The sequence below is a fragment of the Clostridium subterminale genome (assembly GCF_039521425.1).
GTDB classification, from domain to species: Bacteria; Bacillota; Clostridia; order Clostridiales; family Clostridiaceae; genus Clostridium_J; species Clostridium_J subterminale.
Map to the genome: position 1 here is coordinate 604,188 of NZ_BAAACI010000001.1, position 16,171 is coordinate 620,358.

Annotated in this window: 16 protein-coding genes and 1 riboswitch; of the genes, 1 reads left to right on the plus strand and 15 read right to left on the minus strand. The window is 29.7% G+C overall.

Annotated features, from left to right (window positions below; genetic code table 11):
• Nucleotides 1-31: 31 nt before the first annotated feature.
• From ABDZ93_RS03155 to ABDZ93_RS03220, 14 genes are all read right to left on the minus strand, one after another.
• Nucleotides 32-682: a methionine ABC transporter permease gene (locus ABDZ93_RS03155; RefSeq protein ID WP_425544748.1), complete on the minus strand. Its 651-nt coding sequence runs from the start codon at nucleotides 680-682 to the stop codon at nucleotides 32-34.
• A 2-nt stretch (nucleotides 683-684) separates the two neighbouring features.
• Complete coding sequence (locus ABDZ93_RS03160; protein WP_343823551.1) at nucleotides 685-1,644, minus strand: methionine ABC transporter ATP-binding protein; 960 nt, start codon at nucleotides 1,642-1,644, stop codon at nucleotides 685-687.
• 127 nt (nucleotides 1,645-1,771) lie between these two features.
• A riboswitch (SAM riboswitch) is annotated at nucleotides 1,772-1,901 on the minus strand.
• 376 nt (nucleotides 1,902-2,277) lie between these two features.
• Nucleotides 2,278-2,670: a hypothetical protein gene (locus tag ABDZ93_RS03165; RefSeq protein WP_343823553.1), complete on the minus strand. Its 393-nt coding sequence runs from the start codon at nucleotides 2,668-2,670 to the stop codon at nucleotides 2,278-2,280.
• A complete protein-coding gene (locus ABDZ93_RS03170) occupies nucleotides 2,660-3,103 on the minus strand; it encodes a hypothetical protein (RefSeq protein ID WP_343823555.1) in 444 nt (147 codons plus the stop codon). Before ABDZ93_RS03170 ends, ABDZ93_RS03165 begins: the two co-directional genes overlap by 11 nt.
• Nucleotides 3,104-3,125: 22 nt before the next feature.
• Entirely contained in the window at nucleotides 3,126-3,851 is a 726-nt protein-coding gene (locus ABDZ93_RS03175; protein ID WP_343823557.1) for a hypothetical protein, read from the minus strand.
• 11 nt (nucleotides 3,852-3,862) lie between these two features.
• The gene (locus tag ABDZ93_RS03180) at nucleotides 3,863-4,306 is read right to left on the minus strand and encodes a hypothetical protein (protein ID WP_343823559.1); all 444 of its coding nucleotides are present in this window, start codon (nucleotides 4,304-4,306) and stop codon (nucleotides 3,863-3,865) included.
• Nucleotides 4,293-4,751, minus strand: coding sequence for a hypothetical protein (locus ABDZ93_RS03185; protein WP_343823561.1), 459 nt, complete (start codon nucleotides 4,749-4,751; stop codon nucleotides 4,293-4,295). The genes ABDZ93_RS03180 and ABDZ93_RS03185 overlap by 14 nt, the downstream gene beginning before the upstream one ends.
• Complete coding sequence (locus ABDZ93_RS03190) at nucleotides 4,717-5,160, minus strand: type IV pilus modification PilV family protein (protein WP_343823563.1); 444 nt, start codon at nucleotides 5,158-5,160, stop codon at nucleotides 4,717-4,719. The genes ABDZ93_RS03185 and ABDZ93_RS03190 overlap by 35 nt, the downstream gene beginning before the upstream one ends.
• Entirely contained in the window at nucleotides 5,141-5,584 is a 444-nt protein-coding gene (locus tag ABDZ93_RS03195) for a type II secretion system protein (protein ID WP_343823565.1), read from the minus strand. Before ABDZ93_RS03195 ends, ABDZ93_RS03190 begins: the two co-directional genes overlap by 20 nt.
• A 21-nt stretch (nucleotides 5,585-5,605) precedes the next feature.
• Entirely contained in the window at nucleotides 5,606-6,802 is a 1,197-nt protein-coding gene (locus tag ABDZ93_RS03200; protein ID WP_343823567.1) for a type II secretion system F family protein, read from the minus strand.
• Nucleotides 6,792-8,297, minus strand: coding sequence for a GspE/PulE family protein (locus ABDZ93_RS03205; protein ID WP_343823569.1), 1,506 nt, complete (start codon nucleotides 8,295-8,297; stop codon nucleotides 6,792-6,794). Before ABDZ93_RS03205 ends, ABDZ93_RS03200 begins: the two co-directional genes overlap by 11 nt.
• 155 nt (nucleotides 8,298-8,452) lie before the next feature.
• Nucleotides 8,453-9,271, minus strand: coding sequence for a diaminopimelate epimerase (dapF, locus tag ABDZ93_RS03210; RefSeq protein WP_343824515.1), 819 nt, complete (start codon nucleotides 9,269-9,271; stop codon nucleotides 8,453-8,455).
• Nucleotides 9,272-9,292: 21 nt separating this feature from the next.
• A complete protein-coding gene (recQ, locus tag ABDZ93_RS03215; RefSeq protein WP_425544749.1) occupies nucleotides 9,293-11,767 on the minus strand; it encodes a DNA helicase RecQ in 2,475 nt (824 codons plus the stop codon).
• A gap of 38 nt (nucleotides 11,768-11,805) precedes the next feature.
• Nucleotides 11,806-13,080 (minus strand): amidohydrolase, encoded by a 1,275-nt coding sequence (locus ABDZ93_RS03220; protein ID WP_343823572.1) that lies wholly within the window; start codon nucleotides 13,078-13,080, stop codon nucleotides 11,806-11,808.
• Between the two features lie 179 nt (nucleotides 13,081-13,259).
• On the opposite strand from ABDZ93_RS03220, the gene ABDZ93_RS03225 reads away from it, so the two are divergent.
• Nucleotides 13,260-15,005 (plus strand): Rqc2 family fibronectin-binding protein, encoded by a 1,746-nt coding sequence (locus ABDZ93_RS03225; protein ID WP_343823574.1) that lies wholly within the window; start codon nucleotides 13,260-13,262, stop codon nucleotides 15,003-15,005.
• A gap of 44 nt (nucleotides 15,006-15,049) precedes the next feature.
• On the opposite strand, the gene ABDZ93_RS03230 is transcribed toward ABDZ93_RS03225, so the two are convergent.
• Nucleotides 15,050-16,165 carry a THUMP domain-containing class I SAM-dependent RNA methyltransferase gene (locus ABDZ93_RS03230; RefSeq protein ID WP_343823576.1) on the minus strand — a complete coding sequence of 372 codons (1,116 nt, stop codon included), beginning with the start codon at nucleotides 16,163-16,165 and terminating at the stop codon, nucleotides 15,050-15,052.
• Nucleotides 16,166-16,171: the final 6 nt, after the last annotated feature.

Here is a 16,171-nt window from a genome sequence, read left to right on the forward strand (position 1 = left end):
AATAAATTTCTTAAAACTAAAATTTTAAATACTAGCTTAGCTTCTTATATAAATAGTTTCCTAAGCTTTGAATTAGTTGAACAAATAAAATTAGAACCACCACTGTAAATATCATAATAGGTGTATTAAATCTATTATATCCATAGGTTATAGCTGCTGCTCCAAGGCCACCACCGCCAATAGATCCAGCCATGGCAGAATAGCCTATAATGCTTATAATAGTTAAAGTAAGCCCTGAAGCAATAGATGGTAAGGCTTCCTTTATCATTACTTTAAATATTATTTGAGTCTTAGTAGCTCCTAAAGATTGAGCTGCTTCTATAACTCCTTTATCTACTTCTTTTAAAGAAGTTTCAATAATTCTTGCTACAAAAGGTGCTGCTGCTATAGTCAAAGGTACTATGGCTGCTGAGGTTCCTATGGATTTTCCTACAATAGCTCTAGTAACAGGAACGACTACCACCATCAAGATTACAAAAGGTAAACTTCTTAAAATATTTATAACCACATCTAATATTTTATATATATATTTATTTTCCATTGGGCCTTCTTTGGCTGTTAATATTAAAGCTATGGCTAAAACCATACCAATAACTACTGCGAAAAGTGTAGATACCACTACCATTATTAAAGTTTCTATTAGTGCATTACTCAGGATCTGTATAATTGATTCAACTGTCATTACTATAGCACCTCCCATTGGAATTTATTCTTTTCTAAGTAACTAGTAACAATTTCCTTCAACTGTTCATCAACTCTTATAACTAATGATCCCAATACATTTTCTCTAAATCTTTCTAGCTTTCCCCACACAATAGAAAAATTCACATTCAAATCTCTAGCCATGTTAGTTATAAATGAATTTTCACTTTTATTTGCCGGAAAATATATCTTAATATTAACTCCATTTTGAAATAAAACTTCCTCTTCTTCTCCTAAAAACTTTCTTAGAGAATATCCTGGTCTTAAGAATAGTTCATCTACATTTCCTTCTGCTTTAACTTCTCCACCTTCTACAAGTACTATGCGCTCACATATTGACTTTACTACTTCCATTTGATGCGTAACCATTACGATGGTAATACCCATTTCTTTATTAATTGTAGATAATAATTCTAATATGTCCTTTGTAGTTTTGGGATCGAGTGCTGAGGTTGCTTCATCACAAAGTAAAATTTTTGGTTCTAAAGCTAAAGCCCTTGCAATTGCTACTCTTTGCTTTTCTCCACCACTTAACTCCTTAGGCATAGACTTTATCTTGTGAGCTAGTCCAACAATTTTCAACAATTCTTCTACCTTTTTTTCTATATGATTTTTGTCATATCCCCATAGCTGTAATGGTAATGCTACATTATTGTATACATTAGATCTTTTTAGCAAGTTAAAGTTTTGAAATATCATTCCTACATTTTTTCTAAACTCTCTAATTTCTCTTTCTGTCATAGATGAAATTTCTTTTCCCATAACTTTCAAACTGCCTTCATCATAACCTTCTAATCCATTTATACATCTTAACATAGTTGATTTTCCAGCTCCACTATGGCCTATAATTCCATATACTTGTCCCTCTTCTATGGTAAATGATACATCCTTTAGAACCTTTAAATTATCAAAGCTTTTATTTATATGTGATACCTCTATCATTTTCTAGCACCGTCCTTTACTGTAGCTATCCTATCTGTTTTAAATCTAGATTTAATTATTCAGGCAAAAATAAAAGCACTAGAGAATAAATCTCTAGTGCATAAAAATTCATGCATGCCAATTCATTCTCTTATCTTTCAGCTCAATAAGCTGCAGGATTTAGCACCATGACATACATATAAAGATATATGATTCAGTATATATACACAGGTTGCTGGGTTTCAAAGGGCCAGTCCCTCCACCGCTCGTGATAAGACAATATTTACTTTTACCTTGCCACTAATTATACATAACAATAATTAAATAGTCAACATGAAAATACCAAAATTTTTAGATTTTTTTTAATATAATTATTTTATTTTTACTATTTTTATTTGTATTATTAACTTTACTTTTTATAATGATTAAAATAACTATTAATTAATATATTAATCTTTTACTTTTTATCCTATCTTCAATACTACTATTTATATAGCAAATCCTTTGAACGTCGCATGGATGAAACAACTAGTTAAATAGTTTCCTATTTAACTAGTTTTCTATATAGATATATAACTATGTAACTATTTTTATAGACAAATTCTCCATATATAATATAATTTTATTTTCTTCACTGGAGACCTTAGTATTTTATTAAATCCTAGTATTAAATATAAGAGTAAATGTACACGTCTCTTCTTCCACCACAAAGGAGTTAATTTCTTTTATTTCATCCATCTCACCTAAATCACCAAGTAAATTTTTAAAAGTTGTAAAATCACCCTCACACTGGATAGTTACTTCACCCCAAGAGTCATAAATAACGATGTTATTTAAAGAAATATCATTATAGCTTCTTAATCTATTCAAAAATTCTCCTAGTTTAAACTCTTCCTTATTCTTTGTTTGTTCATGGTTACTCTTTACTAAATCTCTATGCTCTTTAGCATTATCTAAATTTATTTGTGTTATACCATAAACAATTAAAAGTATTATAGTTGCTATAACTACTGCACTATTAATTAATTTATATTTTCTAGTATCCATTAATCTTCACCTTAGCTCTAAAATATAGTTCTTCCTTCTCTTGAAGAATAGATGAAACTTCAACTATTGAAAACTTTTCTTCTAAAATTTTGATACACATTGAATAGTCTTCCTTATCCTTAATCTTTATATTAAGTGTTATATTGTTTCCATCTATATTCATAGTAATTATTTCAAGATCTTCCTTTGAAATTATTTCATAAATATAGTTATACATAAAGGCTGTAATGTTCTTCTTATTCCTATTTAAATCTATATTTTTATTATATTGCACTTTATCTGTAATATTTAATCCCTTATAGTAGTTTCCTACTATTCCCATAGAAATGATAATAAAAAATATAAAGAAGTATATCAAAATCCTTATTATATTTTTCTTGTTGGTGCATCTTAAATTCTCTATATACCATTGAGGATAATATCCCTCTTTCATTCTCTTCCTCCACTTTCATTAATTAAAATTTTTCATAAAAACTTCTTTTCATCTCATATGAATTAGCAATTTTAAACTTTTCCTTTTTCTCATCCGTAATAATATAAATCCCCTTATTATTTTCTTCTTCTCCATTACTTTCTCTCAAAAACTCTAAGATTTCTATATTAACATTTTCCTTACCGCCATTTATAACTCTACTTTTTCCTATAGTTCCATTTTCCACCTCAATGATATAAGCATACTTATTTCTATATATTATTAAAGTAAATTTTCCACTTTTTATTTTTTTCTTATACTTATTTGTATATAGTTGTTGTATAGGCATTACAGAGTTAATATTTGATCCTAAAAATAGCTCCTTATTCATCAAAAGTGAATCCTTCATATTTATACAGTATATAGCTACTTCTAGTTTTTCTCTTTTTACATCAATAATTTCATAGTTGAAGATTATATTTTCTATATCATAGAAAATTTTTATTACTTGATTTTTAACAATTAAATCCAGTTTGTTTTTATTTACTTTAGGAACAAAAATGTTATGTACAAATATCTCTTCTCCTTCTAAAATTATGTCTAAATTAGCCTTCCTTAAACTTTCCTCAATTTCAACACCATTATCTTTATAATTTTTCTTACTGTAATAAGTACAGTAAAAATTTTTATCCTTTTTCAAATCTTTAATCTTTTCTTTTACAAATTTTATTTCTTCATCACTGATTTCAATTGTACAACCCTTCTTCATAACTACCCCTTCTACCGTACTAAATTTCCCTTAAAAATATAGATAACATTATCTTCATTAATATTTATAGTAAATTTATAAATTTTATTTAACCCATTAATCTGAAAAAGCTTCTCTCTTAAATCATAGGTTATATAACTGTTATCATAAGTAATCAACTTTTCTCCTGCTTTTGTTTCAAAGTATTTATCTAAAGTCTTTGCATTTATAGTTTCAATATTTTCTAGTACATATCTATTAAAACTAGCCATCAAACGCTCCTTATAACTATGATCATGATTTTCCTTTAAATTATATTCCACATAATTCTTTATATAAGAATTTCTATTGACAAAAGATTTCATAGAATAACATATAGTAAGTGAAATAATCATTCCCACAATTACTACATAAGTTAATATCCATCCCTTACTTGTTTTTTTAAATTTGTTTAACCATATTTTATATTTTCCCAATTGCTCTTTCTCCACTAATTCCTTTATCTGTAACTATTTTTATAAATAGAACCTTCTCATTTTGCGTAACTTCAAATTCTTTAACATCATATAACAGGGGCTGATTTGTGTGACCCACACCCTGTTTATTCTTGAAAAAAAACCTAAGTTCATTTCCATCTAAAGAAATATAACTTTCTCCTGCTGATGTAGGTATAATTACATCCCCATCTTTTAGAAAACAACCTTCTCCTCTATAATTCACATAATTCTCTATATACATAAGCGCTTCATAAATTCCTGTAATTTCACTAGAATAATAGATTCTTTCCTTATAGCTTTTCATCCAAATACTATAACTACTAATAATAATTGTAATTATTAAAGAAGAAATGCTTAGGGCTGCTATTAATTCTAATATAGTAACCCCCTTAACTTTTCTTGTAATTACCCTTGTAAAACACATAGTTTATTTCCTTTCCATCTTGAAACCTATATATAATCTCTATTTTAATAATTTCTCTACTAATTTCTTCAGTTCCCATTAACATTATAAGTGGATATTGTTTTACTTCATCCTTTATAATATGTTTTATATTTACTCTACCTATATTTTCTTTTCCTAAATCATTATTATTTATGAATCTAGTTTTTCCAACTATACCTTCCTTAATATCGTCATAGTCCATATTACACAAAATAAGCTTTTTAACTGCATCTATCTGATAAGTAGCCTTCATTTCCTTTCGTTCTTCTTCTTCTGCTCTTTTCATTACACCGTAAAAGGTAAGTGCTCCTATGAGAATAGTAGATATAATTAACATGCTCACTATAGTTTCTAATAGTGTAATTCCTTTATTTTTGCTTACTAACATAATCTGTTCCTACCTTTATAGTTATAACTTCTCTCTGCCCCTCTGAATTATATAGATTAATAGACCTTCCCAAAGATGTATTCCCGTCAATATCTAATGGTATAGTTATACTAGCATCATTATCTATATGTATTCTTAGGGAATCTGGCAATACATAGTTGTGTACTTTTATAGTTCCATGATATAGTTTTAATTCTCTACTTTGGATAACTAATCTAAACATTTTCCGATTATTGTAATTATTTCTTGCATACATCTTACAGTTATTTATAAATTCAATTGTTCCATTAACTCCATGGTCCATTTCCATGGCTAACTTCTTTTCCTCATAAGAGTTTATATGGGGATATATTATAAATGAACATATAGATAATATTCCTAATACCACAATTAATTCTATTAGTGTAAATCCATTTTTCTTCATAGCTTTCATCCTCAAAACCTTTTAAAACTTTGTATTATACATATTAAACACCGGAATCATAATTGCTAAGATAATAGATCCTATAAAAATACCTACAAAGACTATGAGTAGTGGCTCTATTAAAGATGTCATCCTATCTAGTTTTCCTTCAAGTTCTTCTTCAAAAACTTCATTACAAGATTGCAGTACATCTTCAATACTTCCATTAATTTCACCTATATATATTGTTGATAGAAAATATTTCGAAAAAATATCGCACCGTCTAAGGCCCTCATAAAGGCTATCTCCTCTTTCTAAACCTTCTATACATCTATTTAAGCGCTCCTTAATGTAAATGGCATTTTCACAATTTCGTAGTAAAATCAAAGAAGATTTTATATCAATACCACTTCCCATCATCATAGAAAGAGCCATAGTAAATTTACAACAAAATCTATTTATCTCTAAATTTTTCATTAAGGGATTTCTATATTTAAAGTTATAGGTTATACCTTTACCCTTTAGATACATATGTATAAAGCTTATGCCTATAAAAATTCCTATACCTATGGGTACTATAAGAATACCTAGACTATTTATTACCTTAGATAACACTAAATAAAATCTAGTTATATAAGGAAGTTCCATATTTTCTATATCCATAGAATTCAAAAATGCAGGTACTAACTTATAAATTGCAATTATTCCCATAATTAATACAAATATAAATAATCCTATGGGATAAATACTTACACTAATAATTTTCTTTCTCCTTTTAAACTCCTTCATATAATATTTTTCCATGAAATCTAAAATCTGCTGTAATCTACCGCTTTCTTCTCCGAAGTGAATCAGCGTTATAAAAAATTCAGGAAACACACTTTTAAATTCCTCTAAGCTTTCAGTAAAAGATAACCCGCTTTTTATATTATTTATAACTTTATTTAGAACTCCACATAGCCTTTTATCTCCTAAATGCTCTTTTAATAATTTCAAAGCATTAACTAAAGGAATTCCTGCCTTTAAGTTATTCTTTAAATTTCTACAAAAGGTAGATAAATTTTTTTCTGAAATTCTCCTTTTAAACAAATATGTACTCTCTTTATCCATCAATTTATATTTAATACAATAAATTTCTTCTTCTTTTAATTTTTCCATTAAATCCCAATGATTTTCCACTATAATTTTTCCTGATATAATTTTCCCCTTTTCATTTATTCCCTTATACTTATATTCCATAATCTACTCCCAATGCTTTTTCAATATTATAAACCTGCATGTTTCCATAATACTCTTCCACTGAAGTATTTCCATCTACAACTAACTTTTTAAAATATTCATTCATGGTAATCATCCCTTCTTCAATGGCTATATTTCTTAGGACATCACTATCTCCACTATCCATATATTCCTTTAATCTCTTGCCCATAATCATAATTTCATAGGCTACGGTTCTTCCTTTATACCCAGTGCTATTACATTCACTACATCCATTCCCTCTATATGCTTCTTCAACATTATCCATGGACAGAAGTTTCTTTTCTTCTTTAGATAATTTATATTTAACCTTACACTTTTCACATATAAGTCTTGTTAACCTCTGAGCAATTACAAGCACAAGAGAACTTTTAATTATATCTCCATCTATTCCCATGTTAGTTAGTCTATTTATGGCACTACTAGCATCATTAGTATGCAATGTAGTTAATACTAAATGCCCCGTTAAAGATGCTCTTATAGCAACTTCAGCAGTTTCTTTATCTATAATTTCCCCCACCATTATTACATCAGGATCTTGTCTTAATACTGCCTTTAATATGTTTCCATAAGTAGCACTGCCTTCTCCTATAGAAACTTGATTTATGCCCTCCACCTCGCACTCCACTGGTTTTTCTACAGTTACTACATTCCTAGATTTTTCATTTAATTCATTTATCATGGAGTATAATGTTGTAGTCTTACCACTTCCTGTAGGACCCGTAATTATAATCAACCCTTGTTTAAACTTTAATATGTTTTTTAATAATATATAGTCTTTAGATGTAAAGCCTAACCTATTTATATTCAAAAGAGGTGCATTTCTTTGCAATATCCTTATTACAAACTTCTCACCATGAACAGTAGGCATTGTAGATATCCGAAGATCATAAGGATGCTCCTTAACTTTAAGATTTATTTCTCCATCTTCTGGAGTATATTTATTAGTAATATCCATATTTGCCATAACCTTTATTCTTGTAGCTATGACTTCATAGAGATTTTTAGGTAAAGTACTAAAAATATTTAAAACTCCATCAATTCTGTATCTCACAGTAATAGTATCCTTCCATGGTTCTATATGGATATCACTTGCACCTTTTTCTATACCTTCTCTAAAAATTGAATCAACCAAAGAAATAATAGGTCCTTTTACTTCCTTATCAAGCTCCTTTCTAGGATATTCTTCACCTTTAAGTCCCTTAACTATTTGCTTTCTATAAATTTCTTCATAATATTTATCTAGATAGATTTTGAATTGGTCTATAGTACATAAGTTAAATATAACTTTTTTCTTTAAAATAAATCTTAATCTATTAATTTCTTCATTGGTATGCTTCTTAAAGGTGGCTAAGTAAATCTCATTGTTTCTTATGTCATAAGGTAAAATGCTATACTCTTCACATACTTCCTTGGAAAGCATAGACATAGCCTTAGTATTTATTGCAGTAAAATCTAAATCTATTTTGCTAATCACCAGTTTATCTCCTTAAATATATTTGAAATATAGACTTCTTTTATCACAACTACTATTATTACCATTTATTTGAAATATAATTCTATGAATAAGCAAAAAAGAGTTATCTTAAAACAATTTCACTAATAGTTTTAAGATAACTCCTTATTAATTTATTATATTTCTATTTCACCCTTAAATACATTCTCCGCTGGACCGGTCATCATTATTCCATCCTCAGTTATTTCTACAATTAAAATACCTCCTGGAGCAATAACCTTCACAGATTCATCTACTAAGTTTAATTTATTGCAAACCACCACTGATGAACAACATCCTGTTCCACAAGCAAGGGTTGGTCCTGCTCCTCTTTCCCAGGTATTAACCTTTATTTCCCCTCTATTCACAACTCTACAAAAGTTAACATTAGTTCCTTGTGGAAACAATTCATGGGTTTCTATTGATGCACCTTCTTCAACCTTAAACTCTCCATCTTTAGTTAATAAAACAGTATGAGGCACTCCCAGTAACAGTGAAGTTATATTATAGTTTTTTCCATTGGCACAGATATCTTTTTTAATAATTTCTTTCTCTCCTAAGGCAGGAATGGACTTTGGTTTAAAACTCTCTTTTCCCATATTTATCTTAACAGCTTTTACCTTGTTATCTTCTATGATCAGATGACAAACCTTTATTCCATCTCCTGTTTCTACGGTAAACTCACTTTTACTTACTATGTTGTTTTCATATACATATTTCCCAAAGCATCTTATTCCGTTTCCACACATACCAGCATAGGAACCATCACCATTTATTATTATCATTTGAATATCAGCAATTTTACTCCTTCTTACTACTAATATCCCATCTCCTCCTATGCCGAAATTTCTATCACATAACTTTTTAGCTAGAGTACCTAAATCACTATATTTTTCTTCCATATCTTCAAATACTACAAAATTATTTCCTGCTCCCTGCATCTTTATAAATTTCAAAACTTCCATAACATTCTCCTTTTAAAAGTAATTCTTAAGTATAACAGCTCTAATAGATTCATAATTAATTGTCTTAGGTAACTCCGCCTTAACCTTACTAACCTTATCATAGCCAACTCTTTCACAAACATCCATGATAATTTTCTCTTCATCTTGGTTAAAAAACTTATTTAAGGGGATAGAAAACTTAGGTCTTCCATACTCTTCTATATACTCTGTAACATATCCAAGTATAGTTGAAATTGACACCTCTATTTCTTCAGCTATATCCTCAATTGCAAAGTCTTCATTTAACATATCTAAAGCTATTTCCTTATTTTTTCTTTCATCTCCATCTATAACTAATCTTTTTTTCTTTTTTTCTTCCCATATAGGACTTATTCCTTCTTCTCCTATATATGTATTTACTGCTTCAATTAAAGCTACTCCATATTTTTCAATCTTTTTGGGACCCATACCTCCTATATCCTTTAGCTCTTCTAAATTTTTAGGATATCTTCCACTTATCTCTTTCAGGGTATTCTTTGCAATGATATTTTGTTCCATAGCACCTTCTATCCTGCTTAATTCCTTTCTCACTAAAGCTAACTTTTCAAATAGCTTTTTATCAGTTTTTACATAAAAATCCTCTGATTCTTCATTAATACTATTTACTTCTTCTGATTTAGTTACACTAACCTCTTCAAAGCTCTTATTAGAGTTATCCTTATATTTATCATTTAGATTATTAACTTTAATATACTCTATAATAGCACCTTCAAATTCCTTACCATATTTACTATACTTAGTTTCTCCCACTCCAGATATCTCTAAAAATTCTTCCTTATTTGTAGGGTATTTAATACTCATTTCCCTAAGGGTTCCATCACTAAAAATTATATATGGAGGAATTCCAGCAGCCTTCGCCATGTTATATCTAAGTTCTCTTAATATATCAAAGAGTTCATTTCTTACCTCTGCATTAACCTTCACTTTAAATTCTTTAAAGTGAACCACTTCCTGACCTCTCAGTACTTCCATAGATTTATTGTTTAATGCAAGAACAGGGTAAGTTCCCTCCACTTGACTTACATATCCATGAGAAATTAAAGTGTTTATAAAAGTCTTTAGATTGTCACCTGAATAATCCTTCATTATTCCATAGGTTGATAGCTCCTGAAAATTAAACTGTGTAACCTTTTTATTTTTTGAACCTCTAAGTACATCTATAAGCATAGTTGTACCATAGTTTCGCTTCATCCTATATATACAAGATAATACCTTTTGAGCATCTACAGTTTTATCAACTATCTCTCCTTGATTTAAACAATTACTGCAATTGTTACAGTCCTCTTCATAACTTTCTCCAAAGTACTTTAGAATATATTTTCTATAGCAATCATTACTATAAACAAAATCAACCATCTGTTGAAGAGCTTTATACTGATTGTTTTTTCTCTCTGGATTTTCTATACTCATCTCTATTAAATACTTTTGAACATGAATATCACCTGGAGAGAATAATAATATACATTGACTCTTCTCTCCATCTCTACCAGCTCTTCCAATCTCTTGATAATAACCTTCTATATTTTTAGGCATATTATAATGAACTACATATCTAATATTAGACTTATCTATTCCCATACCGAAGGCATTGGTTGCCACCATAATCTTAACTCTATCATAAATAAAATCCTCTTGATTCTCTTTTCTTTCCTCGTCAGTTAAACCTGCATGATATCTAGCTATATTATAGCCTTTACTAGAAAGCTCTCTATAAATATTATCTACTTCCTTTCTAGTAGCTCCATATATAATACCTGAATTTTCTTTATTATCTTCCATAAATTTAAGAAGATATTTCTTCTTATTCTCAGATTTAACTATATTTATAGACAAGTTTTCTCTATCAAAACCAGTGATAAATATTTTAGGACTTTGAAGCTTTAGAAGCTTTACTATATCCTGTCTTACTTCTTTAGATGCTGTAGCAGTAAAGGCTGTAATTATAGGTCTCACCATAAGTCTTTCTATAAACCCTGCAATTCTTTTATAACTAGCTCTAAAATCATGGCCCCATTGAGAGACGCAATGGGCCTCATCTATAGCAATCTGACTAATAGGCAACCTAGATATTACATTATAAAATTCTATATTATCTAATCTCTCAGGTGCTATATAAAGTATTTTATATTTTTCTTCCTTTATTCCATCTAAAACCATCCTAAACTCTTCACTACTTAAAGAGCTATTTATATAACTACAAGGTATGCCCATGTCCTTAAGTGCATCCACTTGATCCTTCATAAGGGAAATTAAAGGTGAAATTACTATAGTTAATCCCTGAAGGATTAAAGCAGGCACTTGATAACATATAGATTTACCACTCCCTGTAGACATTATAGTTAATGCATCCTCTCCCTTTAAAATAGATTCTATAACCTGCTCTTGACCTGGTCTAAATCTTTTATATCCATAATATTTTTCTAAAATTTCTTTCATTGTTTCTTTCAAAACTACACATCCCTTAGCTTGTTTAATTTATCTCAAGTTTAAATTATATCTTTTTGTAAAAAGTTTTTTATCATACATACATAAGCATCATGACCTATTATAAGTGATTCTTCATTAAAATCAAAATAGGGATTATGATGTGGTGCTGCAAGAGAGGATGGAAATATAAAATACATTCCCTTTCCGCCTTGTTTTTCTACCTCTTCTAACATATAAGTTATATCTTCAGAAGCTCCAAAGGAAAACTCTTCAATAATTTCTATAGGTAAACTTCTAAGCTTTTTTATTACGGCCTTAGAGAATTCATTATCTTGGCTATTATATGCCCTTGCAGAACCAACTACTCTTATATTATATTCTACATTGTAGGAAATTGCCGTACCCTCAACTACACGACGAACCATATCCATGATTCTATCATTAATTTCGTTAGTATCTCCTCTAGTTTCCAACTGTAATACTGCTTTATCTGCTATAACATTTTTCCCAGTTCCTCCATGAAGAGTTCCCACATTGAGTCTTCCTACTCCTTTGCCAAACTGCACTTGACTATGAAGATTTAAAATACAACTAGCCCCTGCCAAAAGAGCATTTCTTCCCTCTTCTGGGCAAAGACCTGCATGGGCAGATTCACCTAAAAATTCCACTTCCACCTTATTAGTGGCAAGTAAATTTTTAACTTTAACAGCTATGGCATTATTTTTATCTATGAATCCAATGTGACCAGAAAATAAATAATCTACATCTTTTAAAACTCCAGCTTCTACCATGGACTTAGCTCCTCTAACCTCTTCCTCCGCTGGTTGAAATATAAGCTTAATTTTTCCTATTAAATTTTCTTTCATCTCTACAATAGTATTTGCAAGTTGAAGCCCTATAGCTATATGAGCATCATGACCACAACAATGACATATGCCTTGATTTTCAGAAGAGAATCCTTCTTCATAAGGCCTATGATTTTCCTTACCTTCCGGAACCTTAAGACCATCTATATCAAATCTAAAAGCCATGGTAGGACCTTGAATCCCAGTATCCATAGTTGCTACCACACCTGTATATCCTTCTAAAATTTCCTCCACATTAAAGGAATTATCTTTAATTATCTCACTACACTCTAGCCTATGCTTTGTAAGCTCTTCCATCTTAGGCATCCCCATGGGATTACCATGTATTTGCGTACCATATTCTAAATTATATCCAATTTTTTCTAATTTTTCCATTATTTTTATAGTGGTTTCAAATTCTAACCATCCAGCTTCTGCACACCTATGAAATTCCCTTCTTAAGTTAATGATATTTCCTCTTAACTCCATATTATATCCACCCCACCTTTATAATTTCTACCTATATTTTCACACTATCATGTTAATTTATTTTTATTATATCATCTTAAGCTAGATAAATTATCCTTGTACTCACTTATTTTGTATTTTATTTCTAAAATAATAGTGATATACTGTAAAATATATGCTTAAATGAAAGGATGATTTATATGGCATTAGATGGATTATATTTGCGCGCTCTAGCCAATGAAATAAAAAATACTCTAATAAGCAGCAGAATAGATAAAATAACCCAACCTGAAAAGGATGAAATAATACTGAGCTTTAAAATAAATAGGAAACCTGTTAGACTACTACTAAATGCTAACGCTTCTTATCCTAGAATAAACTTTATAGATTACTCTAAAGAAAGTCCACTTAAGGCTCCTGTATTTTGTATGGTTCTAAGAAAATATCTAAATACTGCAGTCTTAAAAGAAGTCACCCAATTAAATAATGATAGAATCCTTCTATTAGATTTTGAAAGTAGTGATGAACTAGGTTTTAACAGTATTTATACCCTAATAATTGAAATCATGGGCAGACACAGTAACATTACTTTAATAAGAAAAAGAGATGGACTCATCATGGATTCCATAAAACACATTACTCCAGATATAAATAGCTATAGAGTACTTTATCCTGGTATTGAATATGTATATCCTCCAGAAAGTAATAGACTTGATATATTCAACACTACCTTCGAAGCTTTCCAAGAAAAAACTTTAAATGTTTATGAGGATGAAGAACTAAATGAAAAATTCTTTACTAGAGTATTAGATGGATTAAGTAATCCTATAGCTAAAGAAATTTCTTTTAACCTAAATAAAAGAAATATTCCTCTAAGTAAAAATAACCTAGAGGAAATCTATGAATTCTTAGTAGAGTTTTTTGATAAATGCAAGAATAATGATTATGATCTTTATAGCTATTCCATAAATGATGAATTAAAGGATTTTCACTGTGTAAAGCTAGAACATATTTTAGATGTAGGTGGGCAATGTGAAGAATATTCTTCTCCTAGTAGACTTCTTGAAAGCTTCTATCATGCTAAGGATAAAGTAAATAGACTTCAAAGTAAAAGTCATGATATGCAAAAGCTAGTTACAAATAATATAGATAGAATTCAGAAAAAACTTCATATTTTAAAGCAAACCTTAGTTGAATGTGAAGAAAAGCCAAAGTATAACCTATATGGAGAGCTTATAACTGCAAATATTTATAATATAAAAAAGGGTGATAAAGAGGTAGAAGTTTTGAATTACTATAGTGAGGAAGAGGAATATATTAAGATTCCTTTAGATGTTAATAAAACCCCTGCTGAAAATGCTCAAAAGTATTTTAAAAAATATAATAAGCTAAAGGCTGCAGAAGAAAATGCTTATATTCAAATAGAATTAGCTAAAGAAGAGGATGAATATCTTCAATCAGTACTTAGTAATATTGAAAATGCTGACAACTATAAGGATTTAGAAGATATAAAAAATGAATTAGTGGAAACTGGCTACATTGCATTCAAAAAATCCATGAAAAGCAAAAAGACTAAGCCTTCAAAACCACTGCACTTTATATCTAGTGATGGTATTGATATATACGTAGGTAAAAATAATCTAGAAAATGATTATCTAACATTAAAATTTGCTCATAATAATGATATTTGGCTTCACATAAAGAATATTCCTGGTTCCCATGTAATTATTAAAAACATGGGAGAAGTTCCTGATTCTACTCTGCTTGAAGCTGCTACATTAGCTGCCTTCTATAGTAAGGGTAAAAACTCCACAAAGGTGCCTATAGACTATACAGAAATTAGAAATGTTAAAAAGATGGCTAAAGGAAAGCCTGGTATGGTAACCTACTCCACAAACAAAACAATCTATGTAGATCCTATAAAACTTGATTTAAAACAAGTTTAAAAACAAAGAACTACCTCAAAACTTTTTTGAGGTAGTTCTTTAATTTATTTCTTTGGGTTATACTGATAGTAATAGCATTGAAGTCTTCCATTATAAAGTTTTCTGTTTTTATCAGCTTTTTTTCCAAATACTTTTTGAAAGTCATCATAGGATGTTAGTACATAGCAAGACCAATCCTCCAGTCCTGCGTATACATTAGAAAAAGTTTTGTAAAGAGATTTAACTTCATCTTCATCTAAAAGTCTCTCTCCATAGGGTGGATTAGTAATTATCATGCCACCTTTTTTTCTATTTCTTACATCCTTCATATCAAGTCTTTGGAAGTTCACATACTGCTCTACTCCTGCTTTCTTAGCATTATCCATGGCAGTTCTAAGGACTCTTCCATCTATATCCGAGCCTTGAATAACGAATTCCTTTTTATTAACACTTCTTTTTGCCCCTTCACGAACTTGATCCCAAATTTCTTTGTCAAATGTAGGCCAAGTTTCACTAACAAAGTGTCTATTAACTCCAGGTGCTATGTTTTTACCTATTAGAGCAGCTTCTATGGGTATAGTTCCTGAACCGCAAAATGGGTCTATTAAAAGCTCATCTCCATTGAACTTTGCTATCAAAACTAAAGCTGCTGCTAAGGTTTCCTTTAAGGGAGCCATTCCTGCATTTTCTCTATATCCTCTTTTATGAAGTCCTACTCCAGAGGTATCTACTGCAAGTGTCACCTTATCCTTTAGAATTCCAACTTCTATCTTGTATACTGGTCCATCTTCGCTAAACCAATCCGTATTATATTTCTCTTTCATTTTTTCTACCACGGCTTTTTTTACTATACCTTGGCAGTCTGGTACACTATGTAAGGTAGATTTAACAGATTTTCCTATAATATGCATCTTACCATCTATAGGTATTAAGCTAGCCCAGTCTACTTTTTTAGTACCTTGAAATAATTCTTCAAAGGAGGTAGCTTCAAATTCTGCCATCTCTAGAAAGACCCTTTCTGCAGTTCTTAAATGGATATTACATATGGCAACGTCCATTTCATCTCCTTCAAAGGTTATCTTTCCATTTTCTATTTGTAAATCTTCATATCCTAAATTCTTTAGCTCCTTGCCTGTAATAGCCTCTATACCAAAGGTAGTAGTTACAATTATTTTATACATAAATTT